This is a genomic window from Streptomyces sp. NPDC000983 (assembly GCF_040299205.1).
GTDB lineage: Bacteria > Actinomycetota > Actinomycetes > Streptomycetales > Streptomycetaceae > Streptomyces.
In genome coordinates this window covers 311,383-329,248 of sequence record NZ_JBEPBM010000003.1, presented here as the reverse complement: position 1 = coordinate 329,248, position 17,866 = coordinate 311,383, and the positions used below count along the sequence as shown (strand labels likewise).

The window sequence follows — 17,866 nt, the reverse complement described above, 5'->3', positions numbered from 1 at the left end:
GACGCGGCCCGCCCGCGCCGCCCGCCCGTGCCACCCGGCCCCCGGTCACTGCCGGCGGGCCCAGGTGCGGGGGCCGCCGTAGGAGGCGACCCCGGCGGGCTCGGCGGCCCCCGCGGGCTCGGCGGGCGTACGGGTGTCCTGGGCCGCCAGTTCCCGGGCCCGGCGGGCCAGCGCGTCGGCGGTGAGCAGATCGGTCAGGCCGGGCCCGGCGGCCAGCAGGCGCCGCGCCTCGGCGAGCCGGGTGCGGGGCGCAGCCCCCACCGTGCCCCGGTGCGTGGCGATGTGATCGTCCGCGGCGGCCACGGACGCATGGGCCACGAGGGAAGCGGCGGTAGTCAGCACCCCGGCCCGGCCGTCCGCGACCGGTGCGACACCGCGCACGATCCGCCGCAGCGCCTCCAGCGGGTCGTACGGCCCCCCGCTCACCTCCTCGCGCACCCCGGCCAGGGCCTCGTCGGCATGCCCGATCCGGGCGTCCGGCGCCTTCCCCGGGCCGCCGGCCGCCCGCGCCCCGGCGATCTCCGCCTCGGCGCCGGTCAGGGCCGCCGCCACCAGCGCGTCCGCCGCCGCCAGCTCCCCGGCCAGCCGCTCGACGGCACCGACGAACACCGCGGCCCGGGCGACGGCCCCCTCGGCGGTGCGCAACTGCCGTACCGCCTCCGCGGTCTCGCCGCGGTCGGCCGCCTGCCGGGCCTCGTTGAGCCGGGACGTGGTGAACATCAGCCGGTCCATGGCCTGTTCGGGATACCCGGCCACCCCCGCGGTGCTCGCCGGCCCGTACCGCCCGGTCAGCTCCACCAGCAGGGCGTCCGCGCCCGCCGTGCGCGCGGCGAGGTCCCGGAACCGGCCCTCGGCGACCGCGACGGCCCGCGTCAGGTCCGCTTCGAGGCCGCGCAGTTGGTCGAACCCCGCCGCCTCCGCGTCCAGCCGCCGGCCCGCCTCCTCGCACCGCCCGACGATCCCGGCCAGCGCGTGCCGCCGTCCCGCCTCGTCCTGCGGCAGCCCGTCGTCGTACCGCTGCCGCATCCGGAAGGCGGAGGCCAGCTCGGACCGCGCCTCCCGCAGGGCCCGCGCGGCGGGGGCCGCGGCCCCCGGTCCGGACAGCTCCTCGGCGAAGGACAGCTCCTCGCCGCTGGTGCGCACCCAGTCGTCCGCGGCGACGAGCAGGCCGCGGGCCCGTCCGTCGAGATCGGTCCCGGCGGGCCCGGCCGCCGGCCCGGCCGGGCCGCCCGGCGTGGTGCGGGTGCGGGCCCTGCGGCTGCGGCGCAGGTACACGTACCCGGCGACGGTGACCGCGGCCACCGCCACGACCAGCGGAAGCACCAGGTCCGCGGCGTCCGACCCGGCCGGCTCCTCCTGGGCGGCGGCACTGGCCACGGGCCGGTCGGGCGCGACCGCGACCGGGGCGTCCGTCCCGGACGTCATTCCCGGCAGCACCAGCCACACGACGGCGATCACCACACCCACCACGGCCTGCGCCGCCAGCACGGATATGTGCCCGGCGGCCCGCCGGGGCCGACCCCGGATCAAGGATGACGTCACATTTCGGAGCGTATGAGCAGGAAACCGAGGGCGCGACCGGGGTCGCGCCGTCGGAGGGGCGTCCGGGCCGTGGAGCAGGCCGGCCCGGGCGAGGCGGACGCGCCCGGCCGGGCGCGGTGGACGGCCCATGGCCCAGACGTCATGTGGGCTTCAACTCCGCGCACCCTCACGTTTGTTGTGGGTGGGCTGTGCGCGACCTACGGTCCCGGGATGCGAACGTCCAAGACCCGCAAGGCCGCCCGGCGCGCCCTGAGCCCGATCGTGTCGCTGATCGACCAGCGCATCGAGCGCGAGGTCCGCCGGCATGTGGAGATCGCCTCGAAGGACTCGCTCCAGAAGGAGCTGAGAACGCTGCGCAACCGCCAGCGCCCCCTGGAGCTGTTCTTCGACGGCACCGGCCGCGGCGCGTCCCGGCTGCCCTCGGCGCCCCACCTCGACCGCACGATCTCGGAGCTGGTCGAGGTGACCGGCGCCGACCGCGAGGACGCCGAGCGCACCGTGGCACAGGCGTTCCGGCTGCTCATCGCGCTGGAGGCGCTCGGCGTGGGCCGGATCGCCGGCGGCACGATGAGCATCGTCGGCAAGCTCTCCGCCGTCCCCCTGCTCGATCCGCCCGGGGAGGAGATCCTGGAGATCGGCACCCTGTACGGGATGTTCGGCGCCGCCCTCATCCGGATGATGCAGCGCGCCGGACGCGAGCCGAACCTGACCATCGTCGACCCGCTCGCCGGGACCCAGCTCCAGCCCGGCGCCACCATGGGCGGCGACGCCACCGGCACCCCCGTCGACCTCGCGGCCGTACGCGTCAACCTGAGCCTCGCCGGAGCGGCCGGCGAGGCCACCCGCATCCAGCAGGGCTTCTCCGAGGACCCCGAGGTACGGGCCCTGGTCGCCGACCGCGCCTACGCGGTGGTCGTCGTGGACGGCGACCACTCCGCCGCCGGAGTCGCCGCCGACCTGGAGTGGGCGGAGCGGATCGTGGCGCCGGGCGGGATCGTCGTCCTCGACGACTTCGGGCACCCCAAGTGGCCCGGGATCAAGGAGGCCTTCGAGAAGCACATGACCACCCGGACCCGGTTCGGGTTCCTGGGTCAGGTCGCCCACTCGGGCTACCTGCGAGCCGCCCCGGCCTGAGCCGGGCCTCAGCCCCGGCCTGAGCCGGGCCTCAGCCCCGGCCCGACCCGCCCCGCCTCCTCACCCCGACCCCGACCGCCTGCGGATCTTCGACCCCAGCCACACCAGCGGGTCGTACTTGCGGTCCACGGCCCGCTCCTTCAGCGGGATCAGCGCGTTGTCCGTGATCTTGATGCCCTCGGGGCAGACCTCCGTACAGCACTTGGTGATGTTGCAGTAGCCGAGACCGTGTTCGTCCTGGGCCGTGCCCTTGCGGTCCAGGCCGGACTCGGCGGCCGCGTCCAGCGGATGCATGTCCAGCTCCGCCACCCGCATCAGGAACCGCGGACCGGCGAAGGCCCGCTTGTTCTCCTCGTGGTCGCGGACCACGTGGCAGGTGTCCTGGCACAGGAAGCACTCGATGCACTTGCGGAACTCCTGCGAGCGGTCCACGTCCTCCTGCATCATCCGGTACTCGCCCGGGGCCAGCCCCTCGGGCGGCACGAAGGCCGGGACCTCGCGCGCCTTGGTGTAGTTGAAGCCGACGTCGGTCACCAGGTCCCGGATGACGGGGAAGGCCCGCAGCGGGGTGATCGTGATGGTCTCCTCGCGGTCGAACACCGACATCCGCGTCATGCACATCAGCCGCGGCCTGCCGTTGATCTCCGCCGAGCACGAACCGCACTTGCCCGCCTTGCAGTTCCAGCGGACGGCCAGATCGGGGGCCTGGGTGGCCTGGAGCCGGTGGACGATGTCGAGGACGACCTCCCCGTCGTTCACCTCGACCGCGAAGTCCTCCAGACCGCCGCCCCCGACATCACCCCGCCACACCTTGAAGCGGGCCTCGTAGCTGCTCACTCGTACAGCTCCTCTTCGGCGAGGTACTTCACCAGCTCCTCCTTGTCGAACAGGGCGAGCAGGTCGGGGCGGATGGGGTCGGTGTGCTCCCGGGTCAGGTCGATCCGGTCGCGTTCCGGGTCGGCCGCCGCCGAGACGGCGGTGTGATCGGCCAGCCGGCACAGCAGATTGACGTTGCGCCAGGAGCGTTCCATCGTCGGGCGGTCCTCCCGGGTGTGGCCGCCGCGCGACTCGGTGCGCTCCAGGGCGGCCCGCGCCACGCACTCGCTGACCAGCAGCATGTTGCGCAGGTCCAGCGAGAGGTGCCAGCCGGGGTTGAACTGCCGGTGCCCCTCCACCCCGGCCCGGCCGGCCCGTACCCGCAGCTCGGCCAGCTTCTCCAGGGCGTGCTCCATCTCGCCCTCCCGGCGGATGATGCCGACCAGGTCGTTCATGGTCTGCTGGAGCTCCTGGTGCAGGGTGTACGGGTTCTCCGGCGCGGTCCCGTCGGTGCTCTGGGCGGAGAAGGGGCGCAGCGCCTCGGCGGCCGCGGTGTCGACCTCGGCGTCGTCCACCGCGGGGCGTTCGAAGGCGAGGGCCGCCGTGTACTCGGCCGCGTGCCAGCCCGCCCGGCGTCCGAACACCAGCAGGTCGGAGAGGGAGTTGCCGCCGAGCCGGTTGGAGCCGTGCATGCCGCCGGCGACCTCCCCGGCCGCGAACAGCCCCGGCACCCCGCGGGCCGCGGCGGTGTCGGAGTCGACGGCGATCCCGCCCATCACGTAGTGACAGGTCGGCCCGACCTCCATCGCCTCCGCGGTGATGTCGACGTCCGCCAGCTCCTTGAACTGGTGGTACATCGACGGCAGCCGGCGTTTGATCACCTCGGCGGGCATCCGGGTCGAGACGTCCAGGAAGACCCCGCCGTGCGGGGAGCCGCGGCCCGCCTTCACCTCGGAGTTGATGGCGCGGGCCACCTCGTCGCGGGGGAGCAGCTCGGGCGGACGCCGGTTGTTGTCCGGGTCCTCGTACCAGCGGTCGCCCTCCTCCTCGGACTCGGCGTACTTCTCCTTGAAGACGTCCGGGACGTAGTCGAACATGAACCGCTTGCCCTCGGAGTTCCTGAGCACCCCGCCGTCGCCGCGCACCGACTCGGTGACGAGGATGCCCTTCACCGAGGGCGGCCAGACCATGCCCGTCGGGTGGAACTGCACGAACTCCATGTTGAGCAGGGGAGCGCCCGCGAGCAGCGCCAGCGCGTGGCCGTCGCCGGTGTACTCCCAGGAGTTCGACGTCACCTTGAAGGACTTGCCGATGCCCCCGGTGGCGATCACCACGGCCGGCGCCTCCAGGACGAAGAAGCGCCCCGTCTCCCGGTCGTAGGCGAAGGCGCCCGAGACGCGGGGGCCGTCCTTGAGGACCCGGGTGACGGTGCACTCCTGAAAGACCTTGAGCCGGGACTCGTGGTCGCCGGTCTCCTTGAAGTCCTGCTGCTGGAGGGCGACGATCTTCTGCTGGAGGGTGCGGATCAGTTCGAGGCCGGTGCGGTCGCCGACATGGGCGAGCCGCGGGTACTCGTGGCCGCCGAAGTTGCGCTGGGAGATCCGCCCGTCCTTCGTGCGGTCGAACAGGGCGCCCCAGGTCTCCAGTTCCCACACCCGCTGCGGGGCCTCCTGCGCGTGCAGTTCGGCCATCCGCCACTGGTTGAGGAACTTGCCGCCGCGCATGGTGTCGCGGAAGTGCACCTGCCAGCTGTCGTGTTCGTTGGCGTTGGCCATCGCGGCCGCGATCCCGCCCTCGGCCATCACCGTGTGCGCCTTGCCGAACAGCGACTTGCAGATCACCGCCGTACGGGCGCCGCGTTCGCGTGCCTCGACGGCGGCGCGCAGGCCCGCGCCGCCCGCGCCGATCACGACGACGTCCCACTCCTGCCGGTCCACCACGGACATCAGAACAACCTCGGATCGTCGAAGGCACCGGACGCGACGAGATACACGTAGAAGTCGGCGAGCGCGACGCTCACCAACGACGACCAGGCGAGCAGCATGTGACGGGCGTTGAGCTTCCCCACCCACTGCCACATCCGGTAGCGGACGGGGTGCTTGGAGAAGTGCTTGAGCTTGCCGCCGACGATGTGCCGGCAGGAGTGGCAGGAGATCGTGTACGCCCAGATCAGCACGATGTTGACGAGGAACACCAGGGTGCCCAGGCCCATGTGGCCCCACTCGTAGTGCTCGTCGCGGAAGGTCAGGACGGTGTCGTACGTCAGGATCCCGGCGACCGGGATCGCGGCGTAGAAGAAGTACCGGTGGATGTTCTGCAGGATCAGCGGGAAGCGGGTCTCGCCGGTGTACTTCGCGTGCGGCTCGGCCACCGCGCAGGCGGGCGGGGAGGCCCAGAAGCCGCGGTAGTAGGCCTTGCGGTAGTAGTAGCAGGTCAGCCGGAAGCCGAGCGGGAAGATCAGGATCAGGATGGCGGGCGACAGGCCCCACCAGCTCCCGAAGATCTCCCAGTTGGGGCCGCCCTTCATCGGCTCGCAGTTCTCCGCCAGACAGGGGGAGTAGAACGGCGAGACGTAGGGCGCCGCGTAGTAGTCGGCGTTGGAGAAGGCGCGCCACGTCGAGTAGACGATGAACGCGAACAGACCGGCCGCGGTGGCGGCGGGCGCCAGCCACCAGCGGTCGGTCCGCAGATGAGGGGCGGCGATCGCGGCGCGCGAGCGGGTGTGCACGCCGCGGGGCGGATGGGAGTCCGTGTCAGGGGGTTCCGTACCAGTGGCCAAGGTGTGACTCCGGTCGGTTCGGATTCAGGGGGCTCGCCGGTCCCTGGCGCCCAGACCCTCGTCGTCCGTGTCGATCCACAGAGAGTCGTCGTAGGGGGTGTCGGGGATGGTGACGAGGTCGGGGGGCTGGGGTGCCACCGAGGGCGCGGAGGCCGCGGCACGCAGCAGTGCCACGCTCTCGCGCAGGTGATCGCAGTCGGTGCGGACGCGGCGGATGTCCAGACCGCCACTGCCCATCTGCTGTTCCAGACGGCTCACCGACCGGTTCAGGTCGTCGAGACACCGCTGGACTGACATCAGGTCGTCGTACACGGACATGACGTGACCTCACTTCCGTCGGCCGTACGGCCGTGGGCGGCAACGCTCATGCGCCTGCGAGTGTTGCGCGTCACACCAGTCGCTGTGAAGGGATGTGCACCGATTGGCCGAGGCGCGTGGGTGCGTTCCGTCGTGCGTTGCGCCGCCCGAGTGGGCTTCAGGGTGTGCCACGCCGTGTCGCGGCCCGTTGCCGAACCCTTTCCTCTTCAGTGGCCGCATAGATGTGATCAGCTCCATATACCACCAAAAGTGATCGTAACCCCCGCGGCTCCCGGAGGTAAGCAGATGTCCCACGACGGTCCAGGACCCCGCGCGGTGATGCGCTCGGTCGCCTTTCTGACCGCGGGCGCGCTCGCGGTGCCCGCGCTGGCCGGCTGCGCCGCCGAGGACCCGGCGGGCAAGCCCCTCGCGGGTCAGGACATCGCTCCCGCCGCCCGTTCCCTGGTCGCCGACGGCGGCACCCTGCGCTGGGCCGTGGACGCGGTCCCGGACACCCTGAACACCTTCCAGGCGGACGCCGACGCCACCTCCGCCCGGGTCGCCCAGGCCGTCCTGCCGTCGATGTACCGCCTCGACGGGTCCGGCCGGCCGGAGATCAACGCCGACTTCCTGGAGTCGGCGAAGGTCGTCGAGACCGAGCCCCGCCAGGTCGTGCTGTACAAGCTGAACCAGCAGGCGGTCTGGAGCGACGGCCGCGAGATCGGCGCCGCCGACTTCGCCGCCCAGTGGCGGGCCCTGTCGGGCAAGGACTCCGCGTACTGGACGGCGCGCAACGCCGGGTACGAGCGGATCGAGCGGATCGAACGCGGGGCCAACGACCTGGAGGTCAAGGTCACCTTCGCCCGGACTTACGCCGACTGGCGCTCGCTGTTCTCGCCGCTGTACCCCAAGGACGTGATGGGGACCCCGGACTCGTTCAACGACTCCGCCCGCCGCAAGCTCAAGGTCACCGCCGGCCCCTTCGCCGTACGCAAGGTCGACCGCAAGGTCGACCGCAAGGACGACGAGATCGTCCTCACCCGCAACCCGCGCTGGTGGGGCAGCCCCGCCAAGCTGGACAAGATCGTGCTGCGCGCCGTGGAACGCGACCGGCGGGTCGAGGAACTGGCCGCCGGGAACCTGGACCTCGCCGAGGTCGACCCGCAGGCGGTGAGCCGGATCAGGTTCGCCGCCCGGGGCAGCGCCTCGCCCACGGCGGACGCGGACTCCAAGCGGCGTGCCGCGGTCACCGAGGAGAACTCCGGGCGGGCGGCGCTGAAGGGCTTCGAGGTCCGTCGCTCGCTGGAGCCCGCCTACACCCAGCTCGCCCTCAACGGCGCCGACGGCCCCCTCGCCGACGAGCGGGTCCGCCGGGCGGTGGCGCGGGCGCTGGACCGCAAGGAGCTGGCCAGGGTCGTCCTCAAGCCCCTCGGACTGCCCGTCGAACCCGTCGGCAGCCATCTCGCGCTCTCCGGCCAGGCCGCCTACGCCGACGGCAGCGGCGCCCTGGGCGGCCAGGACACCGCGGAGGCGCAGGCCCTGCTCTCGGACGCCGGCTGGGTCCGCGGCGGCAAGGTGAAGGAACAGGGCGAGAAGGCCGCGGGGGCGGAGGACGAGGACACGAAGAAGGGGGACAAGGCCGGGAAGAAGGGCGCCGAGGGCTCCGAGAACTCCAAGGGGACCGAGGACTCCAAGGACTCCGGCGCGGACGACGACGGGACGTACATCGTCGGCGAGGACGGCAAGGCCCCCGCGGAGGCGGACCGGGAGAAGAAGGCGCACGAGCTGCGGCAGGGCGGCGTGCCGGGCGCCTACGCCCCGAAGGGCACCGCCGCTCCGGCCGGCGCCGCGGCCGGGTCGCTGGCCAAGGACGGCAAGCCGCTGACCCTGCGCTTCGTGGTCCCCTCGGGCCCGGGCTCGAACTCCCTGCGGACGGTCGCCGAGCGGATCCGGCGCATGCTGGACCGGGTCGGCATCCGCACCGAGCTGGCCAAGGTCTCCGACGAGAGCTACTTCAAGGACCACGTCGCCTCCGGCGAGTACGACCTGGCGCTCTACTCCTGGCCGGCCTCCGCCTTCCCCGCCACCGACGCCCGCCCGATCTACGCCAAGCCGGTGCCGGCGGCCGACGGATCCCTGAACGTCGAGCAGAACTACACCCGCGTGGGCACGGACCAGGTGGACCAGCTCTTCGACCAGGCCGTCTCCACGCTGAACGAGAGCGAGACCAAGAAGCTGATGCGCAAGGCGGACGCGCGCATCTGGGCCGCGGCCGGCTCCATCCCCCTCTACCAGCGGCCCCAGCTGACGGCCGCCCGCAAGAGCCTGGCCAACGCGGGCGCCTTCGGCTTCCGGACCCCGGTCTACGAGGACATGGGCTTCCTGAAGAAGGGTGCGCGTCCCGCCGCGGGGTCGTCGAAGAAGTAAAAGCCCAGGTCAGGCGCTGTTCCTCGGGCTGTGTCCGGTCGGCCGGACACAGCCCGGCGCGCTGCCGCACGAGAGGCCCCGTACCATGGGGTGAGGCCGTGGCGCGTCAAGCCCGGCAGGGCCCGCGTCACACGGACGTACGCGCAGGCCACCCTCACACTCCGGGAGAACGCCTCACTATGGCCACGCGCCACGACATCCGCAACGTCGCCATCGTCGCCCACGTCGACCACGGCAAGACGACCATCGTCGACGGAATGCTGAAGCAGGCCGGTGCCTTCGCCGCCCATCAGCTCGACTCGGTCGACGACCGCATGATGGACTCGAACGACCTGGAGCGTGAGAAGGGCATCACGATCCTCGCCAAGAACACGGCGGTCAAGTACCACCCGAAGGACGGCGGGGACCCGATCACGATCAACATCATCGACACCCCCGGCCACGCCGACTTCGGCGGCGAGGTCGAGCGCGGTCTGTCGATGGTCGACGGTGTCGTGCTGCTCGTCGACGCCTCCGAGGGCCCGCTGCCGCAGACCCGCTTCGTGCTGCGCAAGGCGCTCCAGCAGCGGCTCCCCGTCATCCTGTGCATCAACAAGACGGACCGCCCGGACTCCCGGATCGACGAGGTCGTCAACGAGACCTACGACCTGTTCCTGGACCTCGACGCGGACGAGGAGCAGATCGAGTTCCCGATCGTCTACGCCTGCGGCCGTGACGGCATCGCCTCGCTGACCAAGCCCGAGAACGGCACGGTCCCCGCGGACTCCAACAGCCTGGAGCCGTTCTTCTCCACGATCCTGGAGCACATCCCGGCCCCGACCTTCGACGAGGCCGCCCCGCTCCAGGCGCACGTCACCAACCTGGACGCCGACAACTTCCTCGGCCGTATCGCGCTGCTCCGGGTCGAGCAGGGCGAGCTGCGCAAGGGCCAGACGGTCGCGTGGATCAAGCGGGACGGTTCGATCAGCAACGTCCGCATCACCGAGCTGATGATGACCGAGGCGCTCACCCGCAAGCCGGCCGAGGTGGCCGGCCCCGGTGACATCTGCGCCGTCGCGGGCATCCCGGACATCATGATCGGCGAGACCCTCGCCGACACCGAGAACCCGGTCGCGCTGCCGCTGATCACGGTCGACGAGCCGGCCATCTCCATGGTCATCGGCACCAACACCTCCCCGCTGGTCGGCCGCGGCGGCACCGGCAAGGGCGCCGACGCCAAGTCGGCCGTCAAGGACCGCAAGGTCACCGCCCGCCAGGTCAAGGACCGCCTGGACCGAGAGCTGATCGGTAACGTCAGCCTCCGGGTCCTGGACACCGAGCGCCCGGACGCCTGGGAGGTGCAGGGCCGCGGTGAGCTGGCGCTGGCCATCCTGGTCGAGCAGATGCGCCGCGAGGGCTTCGAGCTGACCATCGGCAAGCCCCAAGTCGTCACCAAGGAGGTCGACGGCAAGACCCACGAGCCCGTCGAGCGCATGACCATCGACGTGCCGGAGGAGCACATGGGCGCCGTCACGCAGCTCATGGGCGTCCGCAAGGGCCGGATGGACAACATGTCCAACCACGGCTCGGGCTGGGTCCGCATGGAGTTCGTGGTGCCCTCCCGCGGTCTGATCGGATTCCGGACGGAGTTCCTCACGCAGACCCGCGGCACGGGCATCGGCCACTCCATCCACGAGGGCTTCGAGCCCTGGTTCGGCCCGCTCCAGACCCGTAACAACGGCTCCCTGGTCGCCGACCGCGCCGGTGCCGTCACCGCGTTCGCGATGACGAACCTCCAGGAGCGCGGCGTGCTGTTCACGGACCCCGGCACCGAGGTGTACGAGGGCATGATCGTCGGTGAGAACTCCCGCTCCGACGACATGGACGTGAACATCACCAAGGAGAAGAAGCTCACGAACATGCGGTCCTCCTCGGCCGACTCGTTCGAGGCGATCGTCCCGCCGCGCAAGCTCTCCCTGGAGCAGTCGCTGGAGTTCTGCCGCGACGACGAGTGCGTCGAGGTGACCCCCGAGGCCGTTCGCATTCGCAAGGTCAACCTGGACCAGCGCGAGCGCGCCCGCGCCGCGAGCCGCGCCAAGCACGGCTGACGAAGCCCTCACGGCCCGGTCTCCCCGCTCGAACGGGAGGCCGGGTCCGTCGGCATGTCCGGCGCCTTGAACGGCCTCGTACGGGCCACCACGGCCCGGCGCCCTCCCCGGTCAGGGGGAGGGCGCCGGGCCGTCGTGTCAGGGGGGTGTCCGAGGGGCGGCGGACGTGTCCGTACGCGGCGTTTGTGGTGGTGTGCCGCGACTCTCGGAGGTCCTGTTCGGATATCGGTGTATTGCCGATCAAGTTTCGGACATGTAAACGAAATTTAAGACCTAAATGTCCAAATTGCCGGTTAGTCTCCGCACCTGTCAAGCGCGCGCAGGTGTCAATCTTTGCAATTTTTGTTCAAAATATCGACGGTAGGGAGATCCCTATGTCTTCCGCTCTTGACGCGCGTTGACCCGTTTGGCGAAAGTTCCCCCAAACCACAGAACCTGCCGGTATCTGTGCTGCGCTCAACTCTCCAACCCCCCGGGGGAAGAACACACATGACCAGTCCGACGAAGGCCGAGGGCTCCGGGTCCGCGGTCGCCTTGGACCCAGAACTCGAAGCGACCTCCGAGGTCGCCGAGAAGCCAAAGAAGCTTGAGGGTCGCTCTCCCGGGCAGTTGATGTGGCAGCGCTTCAAGCGTGACCGTACAGGGATGTTCTGCGCCGGCGTAGTCATTTTCTTCTTCGTCGTCTCGCTGTGCGCGCCGCTGCTCACCGCGATCAGCGGCACCGACCCGTACACCCTGTACGGCCAGGACCCGACGTACGCGGACAAGCCGGTCCTGGACGACTTCGGCCTCCCGCTCGGCTACTTCGGTGGCCTCTCCGCCGACCACTGGTTCGGCGTGGAGCCGCAGTACGGCCGTGACCTGTTCGCCATGCTGATGTACGGCATGCGGACCTCGCTGTTCATGGCGCTGGGCGTCTCGGTCCTGCTGACGGTCACGGGCGTGATCATCGGTCTGGTCGGCGGCTACTTCGGCGGCCGCACGGACTACTGGCTGGGCCGGGTCACGGACTTCTTCCTGTCCTTCCCCTCGCAGCTGTTCTTCATCGCCTTCATGCCCGTGGTGACCTCGTTCTTCGTGGACCCGCGGGAGGAGACGCCCACGTACTTCCGGGCGGTGGCGATCCTGATCGTGCTGTGGGTTCTCGGCTGGATGGGCATGTCCCGTCTGGTCCGCTCCGTGGTACTGGCGCTGCGCGAGCGCGAGTTCATCGAGGCCGCCAAGGTCTCCGGGGCGTCGCCCGGCCGGATCATCCGCAAGGAGGTCCTGCCGAACATCGTCACCCCGGTGCTGGTGCAGTTCACGTACCAGCTGCCCAGCACCATCCTGACCATCGCGTTCCTCTCGTTCGCGGGTGTCGGCTTCGTCGAGCCCACCCCGGACTGGGGGCGTCTGTTCGCCGCCGGCGCGCAGTACACCCAGCAGGACCCCGCGTTCATCTTCTTCCCGGGTGTGCTGCTCGTCATCTTCATCCTGTGCTTCAACCTCCTCGGAGACTCGGTACGGGATGCCTTCGACCCCAAGTCCGGGCGCTGAGCCGTCCGTTGGTGGGGGGTGACTGCCGCCCCCAGTCGGCCTACCAGCCGCGTCAGGCAGTACACACGGATAACAACCGACAGGTAGGTGCTTACACCGCTATGAAGTCGTTCACCTCGCGCAGAGCGCGCGCCATCATGGTCGCCATCGCGGCCGGCTCCCTCGCGCTCACCGGCTGCTCCGAGAACACCGGTAGCACCGGTGGGGACAAGGGCGAGAGCCAGGAGAAGGCCAAGGAGCAGTCGCAGGGCGTCGCCTACCTGGACGAGAAGGCCTCGGCCGGTCCGGCCGCGGAGGTCACCGGGGCGAAGCCGGGCGGCACCGTCACGGTCTACCAGGAGTCGGCCCTGTCCCACATGGACCCGGGTCAGATCTACGTCTCGGACGCGGGTCAGTTCGCCAACCTGGTCTTCCGCGGTCTGACCAACTTCCAGGAGGACGGCAAGGGCGGCGTCTCGGTCGTGGGTGACCTCGCGACCGACTCCGGCAAGGCGTCCGACGACAACAAGACCTGGACGTTCACGCTCAAGGACGGCATCAAGGACCAGAACGGCAAGGAGATCACCTCCGCCGACGTCCGCCACTCCGTCGAGCGCCTGTACGCCGAGTTCATCTTCGACGGCCCGACCTTCCTGCAGACCTGGCTGAGCGGCCCGGACTACCGCAAGGCCCTGCCCGACGGCGGCTTCGGCAAGAAGCACCTGCCGGACTCGGTCCTGGAGACCCCGGACGACAAGACGATCGTCTTCCACTTCGACACCCCGCGTCCGGACCTTCCGATGACGCTGGCCATGCCGGGCTACTCCGTCGTGCCGGAGGAGTCCGACACGAAGGAGAAGTACGACACCGCCCCGGTCGCCACCGGTCCTTACAAGATCGCGGAGTTCAAGGCGGGCAAGACCCTCAAGCTCGTCAAGAACGAGAACTGGGACGCCAAGACCGACCCGGTCCGTCACCAGTACCTCGACGGCTTCAACTTCGAGTTCGGCATCACCGAGTCGACCCAGACCAAGCGTCTGATCTCCGACCAGGGCGAGGCCAAGAACGCCATCCAGTTCACGGGCGGCGTCGACGCCACCCAGATCCAGGACGTCATCAGCGACCCGGCCGTCAACAAGCGCACGATCAAGGGCTACCAGCCCTACGTCATGACGCTGACGTTCAACCTGGACCGCGTCAAGAACAAGGCCGTCCGTGACGCCATCACCTACGCGGTGAACTCCAAGTCGCTCATCGCCGGTGAGGGTGGCGCCTACGGTGGCGACGTCGCCCCGAACCTGTTCGCCCCGACCCTGCCGGGCTACGACGCCAAGTACGACCCCTACGGCCGTCTGAAGACGCCGGCGGGCAACATCGAGAAGGCCAAGGAGCTCCTCAAGGACGTCCCGGCGTCCGAGAAGAAGGTCGTCTTCGCCTACGCCAACTCCGAGGCCGGCCAGAAGCGCAAGGTCGCCATCGAGGACGCGCTCGGCAAGGTCGGCATCGACGTCGTCTCCAAGGAGATCGACGCCGCGAGCTACTACGAGCAGATCGGCAAGCTCGACAACCCGTACGACATCTACATCAGCGGCTGGGGCCAGGACTGGCCGTCCCCGTCCACGGTCGTCACCCCGGTCTACGACGGTGACCAGGTCGCCGACGGTTCGCCGAACTACTCGCACATCAACGACCCGAAGGTCCAGGAGCTGATCAAGAAGGCTCTGGGCGAGCAGCCGGAGCAGGCCTCCAAGACGTGGGAAGAGGCCCACAAGTACATCCTCGAAGAGGTCAACCCGGGTGCGCCGCTGTGGTACACCAAGCAGTTCCAGCTCTACGGCTCGAACATCGGCGGTGCCCGCTACAGCACTGAGTCGAGCTACCTCGACGTGACCCAGCTGTTCCTGAAGTCGTAACTCTCTACGGCTGTTCGCGGGGGCGCGCACCAGGCGGAGCGCGCCCCCGCAGTTCCGTGAACCCGTCCACCGTCTCCGCAGAGAGCAGCCCCCCGCCATGCTTCAGTTCATCATCCGGCGCTCGGTCGGTGCCGTCGTCACCTTGTTCCTGATCGGCGCCGCCACCTTCTTCCTCTTCGTCGCCGCGCCGTCCGACTACGCCTCACTGGCCTGTGGCAAGGACTGCTCGCCCGCGAGACTCGAGGACATCCGGCACGCCCTCGGTCTGGACCTGCCGCTCGCCCAGCAGTTCTGGGACTTCATGGTCGGCGTCGTGGCCGGCCGCGACTTCCCGGAGGGGAACTGCCCGGCTCCGTGCCTGGGCCGGTCCTTCTACTACGGCGACAACGTCACCTCCATCATCATGGACCGCTTCCCGCTGACCCTCTCCCTGACGGTCGGCGCCCTGGTGGTCTTCCTGGTCATCGGCATCGGCGCGGGCATGCTCGCCGCCTACCGGCGCGGTACCGCGGTGGACAAGGCCGCGACCGGCGTCTCGATGGTGCTCAGCTCGTTCCAGATCTACTTCCTCGGCCCGATCGTGCTGCTGATCCTCGTGTACAACACGGGCTGGATGGAGTTCCCCAAGTACGTGCCGATCACCGAGGACCCGCTCGGCTGGTTCGTCGGCCTGTCCATCCCCATGGCGGTCATGGCCACGATCTTCACCGCGCAGTACACGCGTATGGCGCGCTCCTCGATGATCGAGCAGCTCGCCGAGGAGCACGTGCGGACCGCCCGGGCCAAGGGCATGGGCAAGAAGTACGTCTTCTTCCGCTACGCCTGGCGCGGCTCGCTGATCCCGATCGTGACGATTCTCGGCATCGACATCAGCGCCCTGCTCGGCGGCGGTGTCGTCACCGAACTCACCTTCTCCCTCCAGGGAATCGGCCGCCTCGCCGTGGACGGAGCGGTCACGAAGGACCTCCCCCTGACGATGGGCGTCATGCTGGTCGGGGCGTTCTTCATCCTGCTGCTGAACATCCTCGTCGACATCGCGTACGCCTGGATCGACCCGCGCGTCCGACTCTCCTAAGGAAGAACGAACCACCGTGACCACACTGACCAAGACCGAGGACGCCCCGGCCCCGACCGGGCCCGAGAGCTTCCTCTCGGTCCGTGACCTGCGGGTGCAGTTCTCCACCGAGGACGGCATCGTCAAGGCGGTCGACGGACTCTCCTTCGATGTCGAGCGCGGCAAGACCCTGGGCATCGTGGGCGAGTCGGGTTCCGGCAAGTCCGTCACGAACCTGACCATCCTGGGCCTGCACAACCCGCGGACCACCACCGTCGACGGCGAGATCGTCCTCGACGGCCAGGAACTCGTCACCGCCAAGGAAAAGGAGCTGGAGAAGCTCCGCGGCAACAAGATGGCGATGATCTTCCAGGACCCGCTGACGGCGCTGTCGCCGTACTACACGGTGGGACGGCAGCTCGCCGAGCCGTACATGAAGCACATGGGCGCCTCCAAGAAGGAGGCCAGGGACCGGGCGATCCAGATGCTGGAGAAGGTCGGCATCCCGCAGCCCAAGGTGCGCTTCGACGACTACCCGCACCAGTTCTCCGGCGGTATGCGCCAGCGCGCGATGATCGCCATGGCGCTGATGTGCGACCCGGACCTGCTGATCGCCGACGAGCCGACCACCGCGCTCGACGTGACCGTGCAGGCGCAGATCCTGGACCTGCTCAAGGACCTCCAGCAGGAGTTCGGCTCCGCGATCATCTTCATCACCCACGACCTCGGCGTCATCGCCAACATGGCCGACGACCTGCTGGTGATGTACGCCGGCCGGGCCGTGGAGCGCGGTTCGGTCAAGGAGGTGCTCCGCACCCCGACCCACCCCTACACCTGGGGACTGCTCAGCTCCATGCCGCGCCTCGACAGCGAGATCGGCCAGGAGCTGACCCCGATCCCGGGCAGCCCGCCGTCGCTGCTGAACCCGCCGACCGGCTGCCCCTTCCACCCGCGCTGCGCCTTCCGTGACAAGGTGTCCGGCGGCCTGTGCACCCAGTCCCGGCCACCGCTGGCCGAGGGCCGCGCCGCCGCCTGCCACCTCACGGCGGACCAGAAGCAGACCATCTTCATCGACGAGATCCAGCCCCGGCTGCGCTAGGGAGAACCGAGATCATGAGCGAGAACCTCACCCTCCCCGCACAGCAGGGCTCCACCCGTTCCTCCACGGAGCCGCTCCTGGAGGTCAAGGGTCTGACCAAGCACTTCCCGATCTACGGCGGCTTCCCGATCAAACGCAAGGTCGGGGCCGTCCAGGCCGTCGACGGCGTCGACCTGAGCGTCGCCGTCGGCGAGAGCCTGGGCCTGGTCGGCGAGTCGGGCTGCGGCAAGTCCACCACCGGCCGGCTGATCACCCGGCTGCTGGAGCCGACCGCGGGACAGATCACGTACGCCGGTCAGGACATCACCCGCGCCAGCCGCAGGCAGCTCGCGCCGGTGCGGTCCGAGATCCAGATGATCTTCCAGGACCCGTACTCGTCGCTGAACCCGCGCCAGACCGTCGGCTCCATCATCAAGTCGCCGATGGAGGTCAACGGGATCGACCCCAAGGGCGGCCGCGAGAACCGCGTCCGGGAGCTGCTGGAACTGGTCGGACTCAACCCCGAGCACTACAACCGCTTCCCGCACGAGTTCTCCGGCGGTCAGCGCCAGCGCATCGGTGTCGCCCGGGCGCTCGCGCTGAACCCCAAGCTGATCGTCGCCGACGAGCCGGTCTCGGCGCTGGACGTGTCGATCCAGGCGCAGGTCGTCAACCTGCTCCGCAAGGTCCAGGACGAGCTGGGCATCGCCTTCGTCTTCATCGCCCACGACCTCGCGATCGTGCGGCACTTCTCGCAGCGCGTCGCCGTCATGTACCTCGGCAAGGTGGTCGAGGTCGGTGACCGGGAATCCATCTACAACCGGCCCCGTCACCCCTACACCCACGCCCTGCTCTCCGCGGTGCCCGAGGTGCAGATCGACGACGAGACGGAGCAGCGCGAGCGCATCCGGCTCTACGGCGACGTGCCCTCCCCGATCCACCCGCCGTCCGGCTGCCGGTTCCGTACCCGCTGCTGGAAGGCGCAGGACAAGTGCGCGACGGAGGAGCCCCCGCTCGTCCAGATCTCCGGCAACGCCGGTGGTCACCTGACCGCGTGCCACTTCCCGGAGGACCCGACCACCGAGGCCCGTGACGAGGACGTCGTCATGGACCCGGCGCTCAGGGCGCTGGAGGCCAACCAGGACTGACACGCAACACCCGCACCGAGGGCCTGTCCGTCGGAGCAGGTCGGTACCCGTCAGGGACCGATCCGCTCCGAGGGGC

At 69.9% G+C, this 17,866-nt stretch carries 13 protein-coding genes; 8 read left to right on the top strand and 5 right to left on the bottom strand.

The window, feature by feature from the left end:
* Positions 1-45: 45 nt before the first annotated feature.
* Positions 46-1,542 carry a hypothetical protein gene (locus ABT296_RS05515; protein WP_351923478.1) on the bottom strand — a complete coding sequence of 499 codons (1,497 nt, stop codon included), beginning with the start codon at positions 1,540-1,542 and terminating at the stop codon, positions 46-48.
* Positions 1,543-1,752: 210 nt separating this feature from the next.
* Here ABT296_RS05515 and ABT296_RS05510 point away from each other — a divergent pair, with 210 nt between their 5' ends.
* Positions 1,753-2,676 carry a class I SAM-dependent methyltransferase gene (locus tag ABT296_RS05510; protein ID WP_351923476.1) on the top strand — a complete coding sequence of 308 codons (924 nt, stop codon included), beginning with the start codon at positions 1,753-1,755 and terminating at the stop codon, positions 2,674-2,676.
* Positions 2,677-2,736: 60 nt separating this feature from the next.
* Here the strand turns inward: ABT296_RS05510 and ABT296_RS05505 are convergent, their stop codons facing one another.
* From ABT296_RS05505 to ABT296_RS05490, 4 genes are read right to left on the bottom strand one after another with little or no spacing between them, the layout of a single operon-like run.
* Entirely contained in the window at positions 2,737-3,513 is a 777-nt protein-coding gene (locus ABT296_RS05505; RefSeq protein WP_351923474.1) for a succinate dehydrogenase/fumarate reductase iron-sulfur subunit, read from the bottom strand.
* Positions 3,510-5,438 (bottom strand): fumarate reductase/succinate dehydrogenase flavoprotein subunit, encoded by a 1,929-nt coding sequence (locus ABT296_RS05500; protein ID WP_351923472.1) that lies wholly within the window; start codon positions 5,436-5,438, stop codon positions 3,510-3,512. Before ABT296_RS05500 ends, ABT296_RS05505 begins: the two co-directional genes overlap by 4 nt.
* The gene (sdhC, locus tag ABT296_RS05495; RefSeq protein WP_351923470.1) at positions 5,438-6,271 is read right to left on the bottom strand and encodes a succinate dehydrogenase subunit SdhC; all 834 of its coding nucleotides are present in this window, start codon (positions 6,269-6,271) and stop codon (positions 5,438-5,440) included. The genes ABT296_RS05500 and sdhC overlap by 1 nt, the downstream gene beginning before the upstream one ends.
* A gap of 24 nt (positions 6,272-6,295) precedes the next feature.
* A complete protein-coding gene (locus ABT296_RS05490) occupies positions 6,296-6,589 on the bottom strand; it encodes an Rv0250c family protein (protein WP_351923468.1) in 294 nt (97 codons plus the stop codon).
* A gap of 285 nt (positions 6,590-6,874) precedes the next feature.
* On the opposite strand from ABT296_RS05490, the gene ABT296_RS05485 reads away from it, so the two are divergent.
* From ABT296_RS05485 to ABT296_RS05455, 7 genes are all read left to right on the top strand, one after another.
* Positions 6,875-8,995: an ABC transporter family substrate-binding protein gene (locus ABT296_RS05485; protein ID WP_351923466.1), complete on the top strand. Its 2,121-nt coding sequence runs from the start codon at positions 6,875-6,877 to the stop codon at positions 8,993-8,995.
* 179 nt (positions 8,996-9,174) lie between these two features.
* Complete coding sequence (gene typA, locus ABT296_RS05480; protein ID WP_351923464.1) at positions 9,175-11,082, top strand: translational GTPase TypA; 1,908 nt, start codon at positions 9,175-9,177, stop codon at positions 11,080-11,082.
* A gap of 489 nt (positions 11,083-11,571) precedes the next feature.
* The gene (locus ABT296_RS05475) at positions 11,572-12,618 is read left to right on the top strand and encodes an ABC transporter permease (RefSeq protein WP_351923462.1); all 1,047 of its coding nucleotides are present in this window, start codon (positions 11,572-11,574) and stop codon (positions 12,616-12,618) included.
* 101 nt (positions 12,619-12,719) lie between these two features.
* Entirely contained in the window at positions 12,720-14,510 is a 1,791-nt protein-coding gene (locus ABT296_RS05470; protein WP_351923460.1) for an ABC transporter substrate-binding protein, read from the top strand.
* A 97-nt stretch (positions 14,511-14,607) separates the two neighbouring features.
* Positions 14,608-15,585, top strand: a complete 978-nt coding sequence (locus ABT296_RS05465; protein WP_351923458.1) for an ABC transporter permease — start codon at positions 14,608-14,610, stop codon at positions 15,583-15,585.
* Positions 15,586-15,601: 16 nt separating this feature from the next.
* On the top strand, positions 15,602-16,663 hold the full coding sequence (locus ABT296_RS05460) for an ABC transporter ATP-binding protein (RefSeq protein ID WP_351923456.1): 1,062 nt from the start codon (positions 15,602-15,604) through the stop codon (positions 16,661-16,663).
* Between the two features lie 14 nt (positions 16,664-16,677).
* The gene (locus tag ABT296_RS05455; protein ID WP_351923454.1) at positions 16,678-17,790 is read left to right on the top strand and encodes an ABC transporter ATP-binding protein; all 1,113 of its coding nucleotides are present in this window, start codon (positions 16,678-16,680) and stop codon (positions 17,788-17,790) included.
* The last annotated feature ends 76 nt before the right edge of the window (positions 17,791-17,866 follow it).

Excerpts from the sequence above, each read along its gene's own strand:
- ABT296_RS05510 (WP_351923476.1), top strand. The coding sequence starts at position 1,753 with ATGCGAACGTCCAAGACCCGCAAGGCCGCCCGGCGCGCCCTGAGCCCG.
- ABT296_RS05500 (WP_351923472.1), bottom strand. The coding sequence starts at position 5,438 with ATGTCCGTGGTGGACCGGCAGGAGTGGGACGTCGTCGTGATCGGCGCG.
- ABT296_RS05490 (WP_351923468.1), bottom strand. The coding sequence starts at position 6,589 with ATGTCCGTGTACGACGACCTGATGTCAGTCCAGCGGTGTCTCGACGAC.
- ABT296_RS05485 (WP_351923466.1), top strand. The coding sequence starts at position 6,875 with ATGTCCCACGACGGTCCAGGACCCCGCGCGGTGATGCGCTCGGTCGCC.
- typA (WP_351923464.1), top strand. The coding sequence starts at position 9,175 with ATGGCCACGCGCCACGACATCCGCAACGTCGCCATCGTCGCCCACGTC.
- ABT296_RS05475 (WP_351923462.1), top strand. The coding sequence starts at position 11,572 with ATGACCAGTCCGACGAAGGCCGAGGGCTCCGGGTCCGCGGTCGCCTTG.
- ABT296_RS05470 (WP_351923460.1), top strand. The coding sequence starts at position 12,720 with ATGAAGTCGTTCACCTCGCGCAGAGCGCGCGCCATCATGGTCGCCATC.
- ABT296_RS05465 (WP_351923458.1), top strand. The coding sequence starts at position 14,608 with ATGCTTCAGTTCATCATCCGGCGCTCGGTCGGTGCCGTCGTCACCTTG.
- ABT296_RS05455 (WP_351923454.1), top strand. The coding sequence starts at position 16,678 with ATGAGCGAGAACCTCACCCTCCCCGCACAGCAGGGCTCCACCCGTTCC.